Here is a 15,580-nt window from a genome sequence, read left to right as displayed (position 1 = left end):
GCGCGCGCCTCAGCGCACGGGGTCGAGGAGCGCGTCGTCGAGCCGGCAATCCTCGATCACGTCGCGGCCGCAGGGAACGGGCGCGAGCCCGTCGCGGGAGAGGCACAGGCGCGCCTCCTGGATCCGGCCGGCCTTGCAGGTGATCGTCAGCATGTCTGGCGCGAGTCCCGGGTTGGCCTTCAGAAAGGCCTCTTCGACCACCCGCGCCGGCAGGCGGACGGGGTCGGTCAGCCGGCGAAAGACCGCCGGCTTGTCGAGGGCGGAGAAGGCGCGGCGCGACAGGGCGAAATAGGCCTCGGACGAAAGGCCCGAGCAGCTGCCGTGCTTCTTCCACTGGTGCCAGGCAAGGCCCGCGCTGCCCATGACGTCGGCCATCGCGCGCGTCTCGGCGCGCGTCGGGGAGCTCGCCGAGGTGGGGCAGTAGCTCGGCCAGCCGCGGTGATACTGCGGCCAGAGGCCGTGCAGGATCCAGCCCGTATCCGCGGCCGGGTCGCATTGCGCTGCGTCGCGCGCGTCGCCCTCGAGCGCGCACCACGTGGGCGACCAGGACAGCGCGAGCACCCAGTAGTCGAAGGCGCCCGCGCGCTCGCCCTCCGCCGAGGCGGGGGAGACGGAGAGCAGCAGGATCGCGAGCCAGCGCATTCGGGCCTTTCCTTCGCGGCGCGGCTTCACTATATCGGCTGCGAGTTCCCCGACAACTCGAAGCGCCCCGGCCCGGGGCAGCCCGACCCCCGGGCGGCGGGGAAGACGTATCGAGGAGAGACTTTTCATGGCGAGATTGCTGCATCCCAAGGCGACCGCGGTCTGGCTGGTGGACAACACGACGCTGACCTTCAAGCAGATCGCCGATTTCACCGGCATGCACGAACTCGAGATCCAGGGCATCGCCGACGGCGACGTGGCCGCCGGGGTGAAGGGCTTCGACCCGGTCGCCAACAACCAGCTCGATCCCGAGGAGATCCGCAAGGGCGAGGAAAACCGCCTCTACAGGATGAAGATCAAGGCGAACCCGGCCGCGCGGGACGAGGAAAAGCGCCGCGGCCCGCGTTACACGCCGCTCTCCAAGCGCCAGGATCGGCCGGCGGCGATCCTGTGGCTGGTCAAGTTCCATCCCGAGCTCACCGACAGCCAGATCGCCAAGCTCGTGGGCACCACCAAGCCCACCATCCAGTCGATCCGGGACCGCACCCACTGGAACATTTCCAACATCCAGCCGATCGACCCGGTGGCGCTGGGCCTCTGCCGCCAGTCCGAGCTCGACGCGGCGGTGCAGAAGGCCGCGGAGCGCAAGGCGCGCGAAGGGGCGGTGATGTCCGACGACGAGCGGCGCAGGCTGGTCTCGACCGAGCAGAGCCTCGGGATGGAAGCGGAGCCGCGCATGCCGACCGCGATCGAGGGTCTCGAAAGCTTCACGCTGTCCGGCGGCGCCGAGGAGGAAGCGGAACCCGAGGGCGAGACCGAGGAGGAGTATCGCGACGCCGAGAGCTTCTTCAACCTGCCGGCCGACGGTGAAGACGACGAGGACGAGGACGACGGGCGCAGCTGATCGCTGCTGAGCCCGGATCTCGGGCGGAAAGGTGCGGATGCGGGTCGCGGTGATCGGGGCAGGGCTGATCGGAGGCGCGGCGGCGCGGCACCTCGCCACGGCCGGACATGCGGTCACGCTGATCGGCCCCAACGAGCCCGCCGACAAGCGGGCGCACCGTGGCGTCTTCGCCAGCCATTACGACGAGGGGCGGATCACGCGCCGGCTCGACCCCGCCGAGTTCTGGAGCCGGGTGAGCCGCGCCAGCATCGACCGCTATGCAGAGATCGAGGCCGCGAGCGGCGTGTCGTTCCACAGCCCTGTGGGCGCGATGCTGGCCGGCCCGGAGAGGGGCGCCGCCATCCGCAGCACGGCGGCGGTGCAGGCGGCGGCCGGTTTCGAGGCAGAGACGCTGCGCGCGCCGGACCTGGCGCGCAGCTTCCCGTATTTCGCCTTTCCCGACACCACGCTGGCGCTTCACGAAATGGGCGGCGCGGGGCACATCAGCCCCCGTCGGCTGGCCGTTGCCCAGCGCACTGCGGCGCTCCGTGCCGGGGCGCGCCATGTCTCGGCGGAGGCGACGGGCATCGAGAAAACTGCGGGCGGCATCCGCATCGCCACAGGGGCGGGCGAGGTCGAGGCGGACCGTGTTCTGGTGGCCACGGGTGGCTTCACCGATGGCCTGCTGCCCGGGCTGCTGCCGCTGTCGGTCTACGCCCGCACCGTCGCGCGGTTCGAGGTTGACAAGGAAGAGGCCGCGCGGCTTGACGGCATGCCCGCGCTGATCTGGCTCGAGAACGGGGGCGAGGCGCCCTATCTCCTGCCGCCGATCCGCTATCCGGACGGGCGCATCTACCTGAAGCTAGGGGGCGACCCGGAGGACGTGGCGCTGCATGGCGCGACGGAGATCGGCGACTGGTTCCGCTCCGGCGGCTCGGCCGAGGTGGGGGCCCGGCTCGAGGCGATGGTGCGCGACCGGATGCCCGGGCTGGCGATCCGGCGCGTGGTGACCGACGCCTGCGTGACCACCTACACGCCTGCCGACCGCCCGGCGATCGGGCGGGTCTCGGCGCGCGTCGCCGTCGCGGTCGCGGGCTGCGGCCGGGGCGCGAAGTGCTCGGACGAACTGGGGCGCCTGGGGGCGCTTGCCGTTCTGGGAGAGGCGCTGCCGGACTGGGCCGAGGTGCAGGATGTCGCGCCGCGTGGCGGCGAGGTGTCGGATTGACGCCGGGGCAATTTCGTACCTAAGCTCGCCAGCAAGCGCCTGCAGAGGAGGCAGCCGGATGGGCTATGGCATCGGTCCGATATTCAACCATCACAAGTTCCGCTGTGGATATACGCTGGTCGGCAGCGACGGCGAACAGTTCCGTCCGCCGGTGATGTTCAAGGAGCTCGGGGTCTCCTGGCAGCGCGACTTCGTGATGTCCGGCAATCAGAAGCAGATCGTCAAGTTTCTTCGGAATCTTGGCGACATTCCGGTCACGGTGCCGAAGGGACAGAAGTTCATCTACGTCATCATCCGCCAGAAGGCGGCCAAGATTCGCGATGAATTCAGCAAGGCTTTCGGCGGAGCCTTTGCCTTCGGCGGTGTGTCCGGTGCCGGATCGATGATCGTATCCAATATCGGCGAGATCGCGCGTTACGGCGTGAATCCCGAGCAATTGGCGGATGGCGCGTCCAAGATGCTCAACACGCTCGTGAAGGAGAGCACGTCGCTGGTCAACAACATGCAGATCGGCGACACGGCGTTCGACGAATGGACGTCACGCGCGCGCGGTCCGCATGCGATCATCAGGCTCTCGGCGGCGAAAGGCGGCTGGTCTTCCCACGACGATTCTGTTCTGGTCTTGCCGGTCAAGGGGATGTTCGAGGACAAGATACAATTGACCGCCGCCAATCTCGGCCGGATCATTTCGACGCTTTCGTACTGAGCCCCTTCGCCGCGCTCAGAGCGGCTTTCGCGCGTTGAGCGCGGCGGTGATGGTGCCGTCGTCGAGAAAGTCGAGCTCGCCGCCGATCGGCACGCCCTGGGCCAGCGAGGTGAGCGCCACGCGCTCTTCCAGCCGGTCGGCGATGTAATGCGCGGTCGTCTGGCCATCGACCGTCGCCGGCAGGGCGAGGATCACCTCGCGCACCGCTTCTTCGTCTATCCGTGCGACCAGCTGCGGAATGCGCAGCTCTTCGGGGCCGATCGCGTCGAGAGCCGAGAGCGTGCCGCCAAGGACATGATACCGCCCGCTGAACACGCTCGCGCGCTCCATCGCCCAGAGATCGGCCACCGTCTCGACCACGCAGATCTGTCCGTTGGCGCGGCGTGGATCGGTGCAGATCGGGCAGAGATCGGCGGTGCCGATGTTGCCGCAGTTGGTGCATTCGCGCGCGGTGTCGGCCACGAGTTGCATCTGCCGCGCCAGCGGCGCGAGCTGGGCGTCGCGGCGCGCCACGAGATGCAGAACGGCCCGGCGGGCCGAGCGCGGCCCGAGCCCCGGCAGCTTCGCCATCATCTCGATCAGGCGTTCGATTTCACTGGGCTGGGTCATGGCCCGTGGCCGGGCGCGCCGCTCAGAACGGCAGCTTCATGTCGGCGGGCAGGCCCATCTCTTCGGTGAGCTTCTGCATCTCCTTCTGCGCCGCGTCCTGCGCCTTGGCCTGGGCCTCCTTGATCCCGGCGAGGATCAGATCCTCGACCACCTCCTTGTCGTCGCCGGAGAAGATCGAGGGGTCGATGTCGAGCGAGGTGAGCTCGCCCTTGAGCGTGCAGACCGCCGTGACCAGGCCGCCGCCGGCCTCGCCGGTCACGGTCATGGCCTTCATCTCTTCCTGAAGGTTCGCCATGCGCTCCTGCATTTCCTTGGCGGCCTTCATCATCTTGGCCATGTCGCCCATCTGGCCCAGTCCCTTGAACATCTGCGGCTCTCCCGGTGGTGGGTTGCGTTCAATCCTTGATATGTGCGCGCCCGCGGCCGGACAAGGTCAGACGACGCGCACGGTCGCCGGTCCGTCCGCCTCGGTCGCGGAGCAGCAGATGCTCTTGAGCACCCGGGGCTCGGCGTAATCCCAGGGGCGACCGCGGTGCAGCACCGCCCGTTCGTCCCAGATCAGCACGTCGCCGGGCCGCCAGTGATGGGAATAGACGTGCTCCGGCTGCGCGCAGACGGCCATCGCCTCGTCTATGAGCGTCTGGCCCTCCTCGAGGCCCATGCCTTCGACCGCGAAGGCGTGACTGGCGATATAGAGCGCTTCTTCTCCGGTCACGGGGTTGGGCCAGATCGCGCGCCAGGGCCGGTCGGGCCAGCGCGTCATCTCGGGCAGCGCGGCGAGTTCGGCCGCGATGCGCCCGCGCGAGTGCGACAGGCGGTGCCAGAGAATGGCGTCGCGCAGGCGGTCCTTCATCGCGTCCGGCATCCCGGCCCAGCCCGCGCGGGTCGAGGCGAGCTCTGTCTCGCCGCCCTCGGTCGGGACCACGCGCGCGGTCAGGATGTTCACCAGAGCGGGCACCGGCAGGAAGGTCGAATCGGTGTGCCAGAGCATGTTGGCCTGAAGGTTCAGGACATGCAGGCTCTCCGCGTCGGCGACGCCGTCGCCCTCGGCGTTGGAGACCTCGGGAATCTCGAAGGGCAGGTCGCGGCCCGCCGCCATCGCCCCGCGGTTCTCCAGCGGGCCGAAGAGGCGTGCCAAGCGCAGATGCGCCGCATCGTCGAGCGACTGGGCCGGGAAGAGCAGCGCCGAATGCGTCTCGAAGGCCTCGCGGATCTCGGGGTATAGCCGCTCGGCGGTCGCCTCGCGCAGGTCCACGTCGTGGACGATCAGGCCGAAATCGGGGTGAATGGGCTCGGTGCGCATCGGCTCTCCACCCGCGCGGGGCGTCACTCCTCCTCGAAGGGATCCCATTCGTCCTCGACCTCCGGCAGCGCCTCGGTCGAGGCGGCGTCCTCCGCGCTGGTCAGGGGGCGGATCGCGGCGACCTTCGCCTGGGGAAAGGCGGTCAGGACGGCCTGCATCAGCGGGTGGCTGTTGAGCAGCTGATCGCGGGCCTCGGCCAGTGTGGGGCCGCCGCCCTCGTTCACGACGGTCACCGACCAGCGCGCGCCCGTCCAGTCCTTGAGCTTCCTGGCGAGCTCCGGAATCAGGCCCTCCGGTGCATCCGGCGTGAGTTCGACCTCGATCCGTCCCGGGCGATAGGCGGCCGGACGCAGGCAGCGTTCGACATCGTAGAGCAGCTTGAGCTCGCCCTGCGCGCGGACGAGCTCGGCCACGTCCTCGAAGCGCGGGTAGGCCCAGAGCGTGTCGGGGGCCGCGTCCTGCGCCGGCCGGAGCGCGGCACGGGGCCCGCCCTGCGGCGCGCCCGGCGCGCGGGCCTGACTGTAGGCCGGTGCCCCTGCGCCCTGCGGCGCGGGGCCGGCAGAGGGCCCTGGTGGCCCGGCGGGCGGGGGGTGGTCCTGCAACTTGCGCAGCAGCTCCTCGGGCGAAGGGAGTTCGGCGACATGCGTGAGCCGGATCACGGCCATCTCGGCCGCCATCATGGGGTTGGGGGCGATCGCCACCTCCTCGAGCGCCTTGAGCAGCATCTGCCACATGCGCGTGAGCGCCCGCATCGGCAGACGCCCGGCCAGATCCTGACCGCGGCGGCGTTCTTCGGGCGCCACGGTGGGATCCTCGGCGGCGCCCGGCGTGACCTTCACCACGCTGATCCAGTGAGTGATCTCGGCCAGGTCGCGCAGCACCGCGACCGGGTCCGCGCCTTCGGCATACTGCGCCGAGAGCTCCTCGAGCGCCTCGGCCGCCGCGCCCTGCATGATCCGCTCGAAGAGGTCGAGCACGCGGCCCCGGTCCGCGAGGCCCAGCATCGCGCGCACCTGCTCGGCGCTGGTCGCGCCCTCGCCGTGCCCGATCGCCTGGTCGAGCAGCGAGGTCGCGTCGCGCGCCGATCCCTCCGCCGCGCGCGCGATGAGCGCGAGCGCCCCGTCCTCGATCTCGGCGCCCTCGGCTTCGGCGATGCGGCGCAGCATGCCGATCATCGTCTCGGGCTCGATGCGGCGGAGGTCGAACCGCTGACAGCGCGAGAGCACCGTGACCGGCACCTTGCGGATCTCGGTGGTGGCGAAGATGAACTTGACGTGCTCGGGCGGCTCCTCGAGCGTCTTGAGCAGCGCGTTGAAGGCCGAGGTGCTGAGCATGTGCACCTCGTCGATGATGTAGACCTTGTAGCGCGCGCTGGCCGCCCGGTAGCGCACGCTGTCGATGATCTCGCGGACGTCGCCCACCCCGGTGTTCGAGGCCGCGTCCATCTCGAGCACGTCGACGTGCCGGCCCTCCGAGATGGCGGTGCAATGCTCGCAGACGCCGCAGGGCTCGGTGGTGGGCCCGCCCGTGCCGTCCGCCCCGATGCAGTTGAGCCCCTTGGCGATGATCCGGGCGGTGGTCGTCTTTCCGGTGCCGCGGATGCCCGTCATGATGAAGGCCTGCGCGATCCGGTCGGCCCTGAAGGCGTTCTTCAGGGTGCGCACCATCGCGTCCTGGCCGACGAGATCGGCGAAGGTCTCGGGGCGGTATTTCCGTGCGAGAACCTGATAGCCGCCGGTCTGCGTGTCGCTCATGCCGTGCCGCCCCTGCGGGATTCGAATGCCGGCCAAGTCTAGGCCGCTGCAGCGCGAAGTTCCACCGTGGCCCGCCCCTCAGATCATCCAGAGAATCGGAACCGTGCCGAGCGCAGCCAGGGTCACGGCGCCGGCCAGCGCCAGGATGCGCCGGACGGGTTGCACCGTCGCGCGCTCGTTGTCGAGTCGCCGCCGGGTGCGCCGGGCCTCCTGCGCGGCGCTTACCGTCATGCCCGCCGCCGCGAGCGCGAAGACGGTCGCGATGGCCCGCGGTGCCCAGGAGGGCTCCACGTCGCGGAACACCGCATGCAGACCGATGGCGACGGCGACCGAGGTCAGCGCGGTCCGCAGCCAGCCGGCGAACGTCCGTTCATTGGCCAGAAGCGTGCGGTCCCGCGCCACATCGGTGCGGAATTCGGCGGCCTCGGTGCGCTCTTCGGCCAGTTCGACACGATCGCTCATGGGGCAGATGTGGCCCCACGATCGCGCGTCACAAGAAGCAGGGAAGGTGAGAGGTTGGAAAGCGACCCAAGCGGGGCTCGTTACGGCTGCTTCCTTCCGGACCTGACCGGGTTGGCGAGGCGCTTGCCCGCACCAACCTCTCGCATTGCAATGTAAAGATGGTGCCCGCCCGCTGCAAGGGGCGCCCGGTGGCGGACTGCGCTTCGCCGTCTCGGCGTCCTCTCCTGTCGCTCAAAGGTGCAGGCGCAGGCGGAGGAAGCCTTCGGGGCTGGTCCCGGCCGCTTCGGGCGAAAAGGCGGCGATCTCCTCGAGAATGTCGCGCGCCTCGGGCGCGGTGTCGAGGATTGCGGTGGTGCCGGGCATCGGCGCGAAGGTGAAGGCAGGCGCCGGGTCCGGGTCGAGGGGGGCCTGCGCCACCAGCGTGTCGAGCGTGTCGCGGCTGGCGATCGGGGGCAGCGGGATGAGCTCGCCCGGATCCTCCGCCGCGGCGAGGCGGTGGGTGTTCGTCGCGAGCACGAAGCGCGCATCTGGTGCGATCTCGCTCCCCGCGAACGTCAGCCGGCGCACGCGGGCGGGATCCTCCGCCGGTCGGGAGAGATCGAATTCCGCCTGCACGCCCGCGATCATGTCGAGCAGATAGCTACGCGCGCCATCGGCAAGCAGCGGCGCGTCCTGCGCTCCCGGCTCGATGCGCGAGAACACGGACGCGGTTCGCGCCATCCAGCGGCGCAACGCCGCGCCGGTGATCGAGACCGCGCGGAGTTCGTTGGCGAAGGGGTAAAGCTCGTTCAGATGACGCGCCAGAAGCCTGCCCGCCGGAATGTCGGTGTAGCTCGTCGGCCCTGCGCGCCCGCCCGCGCGGAAGGGCGCCGCTGCGGAGAGGACGGGAACGCCTTCAAGCCGAGTTCCCTGCAACGCGGCCAGGACGCAAAGTCGCTGCGCCTCCGCCACGGCGCGGACGGCGGGTGCGTGGCCCAACGCCGCGAAATGGGTATGTAGCCTGGTGCGGCTTCGCCCCGCAACTCGCCGGATACGGGCGAGTGCGGCCTCCTGTGCCGGGGCCAGCCGCGCGGCGAGGCGGCATCGCGATTCGCGCGGCCCTGCCGCGTCCTGACCGGCCGCCGGCACGAGGCGGCTGTGCCCATCCGCGACGCGCCAGCCTTTCGGGCCGCGCACGAGCTTCAGGTCGATCACGCCGAGCGCATCGCCCAGGGGCGGCGGCATGACAGTAGGGCGGCCGTGCAACCGCCCGGCGACCGGGTCGATGCCTGCCCCGTATCCGTGATCGGGGCCGGGAAAGGCCAGATGCGTGTGCCCGGCGACCAGCGCATCGACGCCGTCGAGCGCGGCGATCTGAAGCGCTGCATTCTCTGCCATGGGACCGGTCGCCGCCGGATCTATGCCGGCGTGCACGAGTGCGACGACCACCTCGGCGCCGCACGCGCGCAATTCGGGGAGCAGTCGGCGGGCGGCGCTCGCCATGTCCTCGACGCGCAGCCTTCCGTCCAGCTGATGGGCGTTCCAGCGCGCCAGGCCCGGCGTCGTCAGTCCCAGCACGCCCACCTGGAGGGGCCAGTCCGTCCCGGCGCCGTCGCGCAGGCGGCGGTCGAGCACGGCGAAGGGCGGCAGGAAGTCCTCGCCGCCGGCCCGGGCGACGTTGCCCAGCACGATTGGGCAGCGTGCCAGCCCGGCGAAGCGGCGCGCGGCCTCCGGTCCGAAGTCGAAGTCGTGGTTGCCCAGCGTCGCCGCATCGTAGCCGAGCGCTGCGAAGGCCTCCGCGACCGGCATGGCACCGACTCCGTCGGTTCCCGCCTCGCCCAGCGGCGTGCCCTGCAGCACGTCGCCGTTGTCGAAGAGCAGCGTCGCCCCCGGACCGCGACGCAGCGTCTCGATGCGGGGGGCGAGCGCGACCAGACCGCGCTGCGGCGTCGGCCGGTCGGCGCGGTAGTCATGGCCCAGAAGCTGCCCATGCAGATCGCTCGTGGCGAGGAGGCGCAGGTGCGCTTCGCGCGCACGCAGCCGGGGAAATGGGGACTCGTCGATCGGCAAGTGTGACCGGGTCGGCGCGTGGTGCTGGTTGGCGTTGCGGCGGGCCGGGGCGGCCGCCACCGGAAACGCTATCGGCGGGCGCCGAGGCTCACAATCGGGAGTTGTCCCTCTTGTCGCCGGGGCCCCTCCGGCTGAGTCCTTTTTGCCACTGGTGCCCGTCCGCCGCCCGTGCCAAGCCTCTCCGGAAAGGGGGCAGAGGATGCGGCTGGCGGAGACGGTGACATTCGGCGGCTCGGCGCTGGACCGGGCGGATGCGCTGCGCGGCGACCCGGCCGCGCTCGCGCAGGTGCAGGCCGACGCCCGGGCGCGCGCCTTGGCGCTGTGGCGCGGCAAGCCGCTTTTCGCCGGTGACATGCGCGATCGGCTGGCACGGCTCCCGCTCACCCATCCGGCGCTCGCCGAGGCGGAGCCGCCGCTGCTGCTGGGCTGCGAGGACGGGGCGCCGGTCTTCGCATCCGACCTTTCCGCGTGGGAACCTGCGGAGGGGGCTCCAGAGACCCTCGGCGCCTTTCTCGACCCCAGCGAGCAACGCCATCCGGCGATGCCCGCGGATCACGTCTTCGGCGAATTGCGCGCGCGGATGGTGGCGCTTTCGCCCCGCGACGCGGAACTCGCGGCGACGGCCCGCGCGCTCCTGGGGTGGCATCGGACGCATCGCTTCTGCGCGCGTTGCGGCGCGCAAAGCACGCCCGAGCGCGCGGGCTGGGTGCGCCGCTGTCCGGCCTGCGGCGCCTGTCATTTCCCGCGAACGGATCCGGTGGTCATCATGCTCGTCACCCGCGGCGAGCGCGTTCTCCTCGGGCGCTCGCCGGGCTGGCCCGAGCGCATGTTTTCCCTGCTCGCGGGATTCGTCGAGCCGGGCGAGACCGTGGAGGCGGCGGTGCGCCGCGAGGTCGCCGAGGAGGCGGGAATCGCTGTGGGGCGCGTGGGGTACCTGGCGAGCCAGCCCTGGCCCTTCCCGGCCTCGCTGATGCTGGGTTGCCACGGCGAGGCGCTCAGCGACGCGATCACGCTGGACCCGGCCGAGCTCGAGGACGCGGTCTGGGTCGGTCGCAGCGAGATGCTGGAGGTCTTCGCCGGCGCGCATCCCCGCATCCGCGCGCCGCGTCCCGGTGCCATCGCGAGCTTTCTGCTGCGCCACTGGGTGGCCGACCGGCTGGCCTGAGCCCGCCTCAGCCCTCCAGCCGATGGGGATGGGCCGGATAGACACCCAGGATCGTCAGCGAATCCGTGAAGTAGTCGAGCTCTTCCAGCGCGAGCTTCACCGGAGGATCCTCGGGGTGGCCCTCGATATCGGCGTAGAACTGTACCACCTGGAAGTTGCCGCCGACCATGTAGCTTTCCAGCTTGGTCATGTTGACGCCGTTCGTGGCGAAGCCGCCGAGGGCCTTGTAGAGCCCGGCCGGAATCGAGCGCAGGCGGAACACCAGCGTGGTCATCATGCCGTGATCGCCGCGCCGCGACAGGTCGGGCTCGCGCGACATGACGAGGAAGCGCGTCGTGTTGGTGCTCTGGTCCTCGATGTGCCGCGCGAGGATCTCGAGGCCGTAGATCTCGGCCGCGAGGTCGCCGGCGAGCGCGGCGAGCGACGGATCGCCGGCTTCGGCGACATGGCGCGCCGATCCGGCGGTGTCCGCACCGGTGACTCGCTGGATTCCGTGCGCGCGCAGGAAGTTGCGGCACTGTCCCAGCAGCATGGTGTGGCTCATCGCGCGGTCGATCCGCTCGAGCGGCGTGCCCGGCAGCGCGAGCAGGTTGATGTGCACGCGGACGAAGGCCTCGTCGACGATGTGCAGCCCCGAGGCGGGCAGCAGGGCATGGATGTCCGCGACGCGTCCGAAGGTGGAGTTCTCGACCGGCAGCATGGCGAGTTCCGCGCTGCCGTCGCGCACGGCCTCGATCGCGTCCTCGAAGGTCCGGCAGGCCAGCGCCTCCATCTCGGGGCGCGCGTCGTGGCAGGCCTGATGCGAGTAGGCGCCGGGTTCGCCCTGGAACGCGATGCGTGCGGTCATGATTGCTTCCGTCTGTTGCGCTTGGGGCGCGGCGATTTGGTCGCGCCCTCTACACCTTGCGCCCCATGGGGGGAACCCTATAGATACCCGCGCGACGGAACGCGGGAGATGGACAGCGACCCATGCTAGACACGATGACGTTCACCAAGGTTCTCGGCGGCTTCTGCGGGGCGCTGCTTGTCTTTCTCCTCGGCAAATGGGCCGCCGAGTCGATCTATCACGTCGGCGGGCCGCATGGCGAGCATGCGGCGGCCTATGTGATAGAGACCGGTGATGAGGAAGGGGGCGCCACCGACGAAGCTCCGGCCGAGCCCGAGGTGCCCTTCGTCCAACTCGTCGCGCAGGCCGACGCATCGGAAGGCGAGAGCCTGTTCCGCCAGTGCAGCGCCTGCCACGCGATCGAGGAAGAGCGCAACGGTGTCGGCCCGCATCTGAACGGTCTGATCGGGCGGCAGATCGCGTCGGTCGAGGGGTTCCGCTATTCCGGTGCGCTGCCGGACGGCGAGTGGACCTGGGAGAACCTCGATCCCTGGCTCGAGGCCCCGAGCGACTGGGCCCCCGGCACCTCGATGGCCTACGGCGGCCTCGAGGATGACGAGGATCGCGCCAATCTGATCGCCTATCTCTACAGCTACACCGACGGGGCCGAGCTTCCCTCTGCCGAGCAGGCCGCAGCCGCCGCGCCGGCGGAAGAGCCCGCTGCAGAAGAGGCCGCGACCGAGGAAGCGGCCACGCAAGAGGCCGCAGCCGAGGAGGCCGTCGCCGAAGCGGAAGAGCCGGCCGCGGAAGCGCCGGCAACCGAAGAAGCGGCCGCCGAAGACGCCGCGCCCGCGGAGGACACGGCGGCTGCCGGCATGTCCGAATTCGCGCAGGCCGTGGCGAACGGCGACCTCGAGAACGGTGCGAGCGTGTGGCGTCAGTGCCAGGCCTGTCACGTCGCCGATCAGGAGCAGAATCGCGTGGGTCCGCACCTCGTGGGTATCATCGGCCGCGAGATCGGGTCTGTCGAAAGCTTCCGCTATTCCGGCGCGCTGCCGGAAGTGGGCCGCTGGACCGTGGATGAACTCGATCCCTGGCTCGAGAACCCGCGCGACTATGCGCCGGGCACGTCGATGGCCTACGCCGGCGTGAAGGACATGCAGGACCGGGCCGACCTCGTGGCATGGCTGCGCGAGAACGCGGGCGTCACTCAGGCCGCGGCGACCGAGGAAGCCGCCGCCCCGGCCGAAGACGCGGCCACCGAAGAAGCCACCGAGCAGGCCGCTGCGGAAGACGCGGCAGCTTCGGAAGAGACCGCGGCGGCAGATGCGGCCACCGGGGACGGGCAGGCCACCGAAGAGACCGCTGCGGCGGACGCGGCCGCCGAGGACGGGCAGGCCACCGAAGAGACCGCTGCGGCCGAAAGCGAAACGCAGGGCGGTGAGCAGGCCGGCATGTCCGAGTTCGCCCAGGCCGTGGCCGCCGCCGACCCGGCCGACGGACAGCGCGTCTGGCGCCAGTGTCAGGCCTGCCACGTCGCCGATCAGGAGCAGAACCGGGTGGGTCCGCACCTCGTGGGCATCGTAGGCCGCGAGATCGGCTCGGTCGAAGGCTTCCGCTACTCCGGCGCGTTGCCCGAAGGCACCTGGACCGTGGACGAGCTGAACCCCTGGCTCGAGAACCCGCGCGACTACGCTTCGGGCACGTCGATGGCCTACGCCGGCGTGAAGGACATGGAAGATCGTGCCGCGCTGGTCGCCTGGCTTCAGGAAAACGCCAACTGATCCCCACCTCGGGGGACTGCTGCCGCCGCGCTTTCGCAGGCGCGGCGGCGTTCCTTTTCGGGAAGGCGCGCGCTGAACGCCGGAACGCGCCCGCCGGTTCACGCATTCGCAACTTGAACCCTTGCGATCTGGCAATCTAGCTTGGCTGCACCATGTTCTGACGAACAGGACACGCATCCGGCAGCCGGAGGATCCGCAACATGCCCGCATCCGAGCCCCTCGCGCGCGCCCTTCGCCCTTTCCGCGCCGGCGCCCTCGCCGCGGCCCTGATCGGCCCCGCGGCCGCCGCCGCGCAGGAGACGCCGCAGTTCACGCCGGAGCCCAGCGAGGCCGCGCTCGCCCAGGGCAGCGACGAGATCGTGGTCAGCCACGGCTACAACTTCTTCGGCGAACTCAGCTATCCGCCGGACTTCGAGCATTTCGATTACGTGAACCCCGACGCGCCCAAGGGCGGCGAAATCTCCCTCTGGGCGCCGGGCACCTTCGATTCGATGAACCCCTATTCGCGGCAGGGCCGGGCCGGGCGCTACTCCTGGATGATGTACGAGTCGCTTCTGGGCGAGATGCCGGCCTCGGGCGCCGGCCTGCCCGCCGACCAGATCGGCGAATCCTACGGCCTGCTCGCCTGGAAGGTGGAATGGGATCCCGGCAAGACCTGGGTGATCTTCCACATGCGTCCCGAGGCGCGGTTTTCCGACGGAACGCCGGTGACGGCGCATGACGTGGTGTTTTCGCACAACCTGCTGCTGGAGCAGGGGCTGCCGAGCTATGCGCAGGCGGTCAGCCGCCGCGTCCTGACCGCCGAGGCGCTCGACGACCACACCGTGAAGTTCACCTTCGCCGAGGGCATCTCGCGCCGGTCGCTGATCGACCAGGTGGGCGGCGTGCCGGTCTGGTCGAAGGCGTGGTACGAGGAGACGGGCGCGCGGCTCGACGAGCCGAGACTCGACCCGGCAGTTGGCTCTGGTCCTTACGTCCTCGAAAGCCTCGACGTGAACCGCAACATCGTTTACCGCCGCAACCCCGACTACTGGGGCTGGCATCTGCCGATCAATCAGGGGCGGCACAACTTCGACCGTATCCGGATCGAGTATTTCGCCGACGACAACGCCGCCTTCGAGGCCTTCAAGGCCGGCGTCTACACCTTCCGGGCAGAGGGCAACTCGCGCACCTGGGCCACGGGCTACGACTTTCCCGCGGTGGACAACGGGTGGGTGCAACTCGACGAACTGCCGGACGGGACACCGCCGACGCCCACGGGCATCGTCTTCAACCTCGGCAAGGAGCTCCTGCAGGACAAGCGCGTGCGCGAGGCGATCGCGCTGGCCTACAACTTCGAGTGGACCAACGCCTCGCTGCAGTACGGGCTGTTCGAGCAGCGCCATTCCTTCGTGCAGGACACGCCGCTTCAGGCGGAGGGGCCGCCCGAGGGCGCCGAGCTCGAGTTTTTCCAATCGCTGGAAGGCGTCGAGATTCCCGAGGCCGTGCTAGAGGAGCCCGCGCGCCGCGCGCATTCCTCCAGCGAGGAGCGGCTGAACGACCGGCGCAACCTGCGCCGCGCCATGCGCCTTCTGGACGAGGCCGGCTGGCAGGTGGGCGACGACGGGGTGCGCCGCAACGGCGAGGGCGAAGTGCTGAGCCTCGACTTTCCGATTTCCTCGTCCTCCTCTGCGACGCTCGAGTCGGTGGTCGAGACCTTTGCCCAGAACCTCGAGCTCATGGGCATCGACATCAACGTGCAGCGCATCGACCCCTCGCAGTACACGCTGCGCTCGCGCGAGCGGGACTACGACCTGATCTTCGACAACTACCGGGCCTTCCTTCAGGCGGGCACGGGTCTGATGCAGATGTACGGCTCGCGCGAGGCGGAGTTCAGCCTGTTCAATCCCGCAGGGCTCGCGAGCCCGCTGGTCGACGCGGTGATCGAGGCGGCCTTGCAGACCGAAAGCCGCGAGGAGGAGGCCGCGGCGCTGATGGCGCTCGACCGGGTGCTGCGGCACGAGTTCTTCATGGTGCCGGTGTGGTACAACGACAGCCACTGGGTCGCCTACTGGGATCAATACGCGTATCCCGAAGAGCTGCCGCCCTATGCGCTGGGCACCCTCGATTTCTGGTGGTACGACGCCGAGGGTGCGGCGGAACTGCGCGCTGCCGGCGCACTGAGGTAGGGGC

Annotated in this window: 14 protein-coding genes and 1 other RNA gene; 6 read left to right on the top strand and 9 right to left on the bottom strand. The window is 70.1% G+C overall.

The annotated features are described in order from the left end of the window. Positions 1-9: 9 nt before the first annotated feature. Positions 10-642: a ribonuclease T2 family protein gene (locus tag DRV85_RS06050; protein WP_113288546.1), complete on the bottom strand. Its 633-nt coding sequence runs from the start codon at positions 640-642 to the stop codon at positions 10-12. A 127-nt stretch (positions 643-769) separates the two neighbouring features. On the opposite strand from DRV85_RS06050, the gene DRV85_RS06045 reads away from it, so the two are divergent. Genes DRV85_RS06045 through DRV85_RS06035 form a run of 3 tightly spaced genes read left to right on the top strand, consistent with a single transcriptional unit; the run spans position 770 to position 3,456 of the window. Next, on the top strand, positions 770-1,546 hold the full coding sequence (locus DRV85_RS06045) for a DUF1013 domain-containing protein (protein WP_113288545.1): 777 nt from the start codon (positions 770-772) through the stop codon (positions 1,544-1,546). Between the two features lie 37 nt (positions 1,547-1,583). Further along, entirely contained in the window at positions 1,584-2,750 is a 1,167-nt protein-coding gene (locus DRV85_RS06040) for an NAD(P)/FAD-dependent oxidoreductase (protein WP_113288544.1), read from the top strand. 58 nt (positions 2,751-2,808) lie between these two features. After that, a complete protein-coding gene (locus tag DRV85_RS06035; protein WP_113288543.1) occupies positions 2,809-3,456 on the top strand; it encodes a hypothetical protein in 648 nt (215 codons plus the stop codon). 15 nt (positions 3,457-3,471) lie between these two features. On the opposite strand, the gene recR is transcribed toward DRV85_RS06035, so the two are convergent. The 7 genes from recR to DRV85_RS18970 form a co-directional block, all read right to left on the bottom strand. After that, positions 3,472-4,065, bottom strand: a complete 594-nt coding sequence (recR, locus tag DRV85_RS06030; RefSeq protein ID WP_113288542.1) for a recombination mediator RecR — start codon at positions 4,063-4,065, stop codon at positions 3,472-3,474. 22 nt (positions 4,066-4,087) lie between these two features. After that, entirely contained in the window at positions 4,088-4,432 is a 345-nt protein-coding gene (locus tag DRV85_RS06025; RefSeq protein ID WP_113288541.1) for a YbaB/EbfC family nucleoid-associated protein, read from the bottom strand. 66 nt (positions 4,433-4,498) lie between these two features. After that, entirely contained in the window at positions 4,499-5,368 is an 870-nt protein-coding gene (locus DRV85_RS06020) for a TauD/TfdA dioxygenase family protein (protein WP_113288540.1), read from the bottom strand. A 23-nt stretch (positions 5,369-5,391) separates the two neighbouring features. Next, positions 5,392-7,122, bottom strand: coding sequence for a DNA polymerase III subunit gamma/tau (locus DRV85_RS06015; protein ID WP_113288539.1), 1,731 nt, complete (start codon positions 7,120-7,122; stop codon positions 5,392-5,394). Between the two features lie 78 nt (positions 7,123-7,200). Next, the gene (locus tag DRV85_RS06010; RefSeq protein ID WP_113288538.1) at positions 7,201-7,584 is read right to left on the bottom strand and encodes a YidH family protein; all 384 of its coding nucleotides are present in this window, start codon (positions 7,582-7,584) and stop codon (positions 7,201-7,203) included. A gap of 45 nt (positions 7,585-7,629) precedes the next feature. Continuing rightward, positions 7,630-7,726, bottom strand: an RNA gene (ffs, locus tag DRV85_RS06005) — signal recognition particle sRNA small type. Positions 7,727-7,815: 89 nt separating this feature from the next. Next, positions 7,816-9,693 carry a 5'-nucleotidase C-terminal domain-containing protein gene (locus DRV85_RS18970; RefSeq protein WP_158540109.1) on the bottom strand — a complete coding sequence of 626 codons (1,878 nt, stop codon included), beginning with the start codon at positions 9,691-9,693 and terminating at the stop codon, positions 7,816-7,818. A 139-nt stretch (positions 9,694-9,832) separates the two neighbouring features. Here DRV85_RS18970 and nudC point away from each other — a divergent pair, with 139 nt between their 5' ends. Further along, positions 9,833-10,798, top strand: a complete 966-nt coding sequence (gene nudC / locus DRV85_RS05990; RefSeq protein WP_113288537.1) for an NAD(+) diphosphatase — start codon at positions 9,833-9,835, stop codon at positions 10,796-10,798. A gap of 7 nt (positions 10,799-10,805) precedes the next feature. Here the strand turns inward: nudC and DRV85_RS05985 are convergent, their stop codons facing one another. After that, the gene (locus DRV85_RS05985) at positions 10,806-11,645 is read right to left on the bottom strand and encodes a prephenate dehydratase (RefSeq protein WP_113288536.1); all 840 of its coding nucleotides are present in this window, start codon (positions 11,643-11,645) and stop codon (positions 10,806-10,808) included. Between the two features lie 134 nt (positions 11,646-11,779). Here DRV85_RS05985 and DRV85_RS19730 point away from each other — a divergent pair, with 134 nt between their 5' ends. Further along, positions 11,780-13,408, top strand: a complete 1,629-nt coding sequence (locus DRV85_RS19730) for a c-type cytochrome (protein WP_338066959.1) — start codon at positions 11,780-11,782, stop codon at positions 13,406-13,408. A gap of 200 nt (positions 13,409-13,608) precedes the next feature. After that, the gene (locus DRV85_RS05975; RefSeq protein ID WP_113288534.1) at positions 13,609-15,576 is read left to right on the top strand and encodes an extracellular solute-binding protein; all 1,968 of its coding nucleotides are present in this window, start codon (positions 13,609-13,611) and stop codon (positions 15,574-15,576) included. Positions 15,577-15,580 lie beyond the last annotated feature (4 nt).

Source organism: Rhodosalinus halophilus (assembly GCF_003298775.1).
In the GTDB taxonomy this organism is placed as follows: Bacteria; Pseudomonadota; Alphaproteobacteria; order Rhodobacterales; family Rhodobacteraceae; genus Rhodosalinus; species Rhodosalinus halophilus.
This window is presented reverse-complemented; position numbering and strand designations above follow the sequence as displayed.

Coding starts and splice junctions, on each gene's coding strand:
- DRV85_RS06050 (WP_113288546.1), bottom strand. CDS start 642: ATGCGCTGGCTCGCGATCCTGCTGCTCTCCGTCTCCCCCGCCTCGGCG.
- DRV85_RS06045 (WP_113288545.1), top strand. CDS start 770: ATGGCGAGATTGCTGCATCCCAAGGCGACCGCGGTCTGGCTGGTGGAC.
- DRV85_RS06040 (WP_113288544.1), top strand. CDS start 1,584: ATGCGGGTCGCGGTGATCGGGGCAGGGCTGATCGGAGGCGCGGCGGCG.
- DRV85_RS06035 (WP_113288543.1), top strand. CDS start 2,809: ATGGGCTATGGCATCGGTCCGATATTCAACCATCACAAGTTCCGCTGT.
- recR (WP_113288542.1), bottom strand. CDS start 4,065: ATGACCCAGCCCAGTGAAATCGAACGCCTGATCGAGATGATGGCGAAG.
- DRV85_RS06025 (WP_113288541.1), bottom strand. CDS start 4,432: ATGTTCAAGGGACTGGGCCAGATGGGCGACATGGCCAAGATGATGAAG.
- DRV85_RS06020 (WP_113288540.1), bottom strand. CDS start 5,368: ATGCGCACCGAGCCCATTCACCCCGATTTCGGCCTGATCGTCCACGAC.
- DRV85_RS06015 (WP_113288539.1), bottom strand. CDS start 7,122: ATGAGCGACACGCAGACCGGCGGCTATCAGGTTCTCGCACGGAAATAC.
- DRV85_RS06010 (WP_113288538.1), bottom strand. CDS start 7,584: ATGAGCGATCGTGTCGAACTGGCCGAAGAGCGCACCGAGGCCGCCGAA.
- nudC (WP_113288537.1), top strand. CDS start 9,833: ATGCGGCTGGCGGAGACGGTGACATTCGGCGGCTCGGCGCTGGACCGG.
- DRV85_RS05985 (WP_113288536.1), bottom strand. CDS start 11,645: ATGACCGCACGCATCGCGTTCCAGGGCGAACCCGGCGCCTACTCGCAT.
- DRV85_RS19730 (WP_338066959.1), top strand. CDS start 11,780: ATGACGTTCACCAAGGTTCTCGGCGGCTTCTGCGGGGCGCTGCTTGTC.
- DRV85_RS05975 (WP_113288534.1), top strand. CDS start 13,609: ATGCCCGCATCCGAGCCCCTCGCGCGCGCCCTTCGCCCTTTCCGCGCC.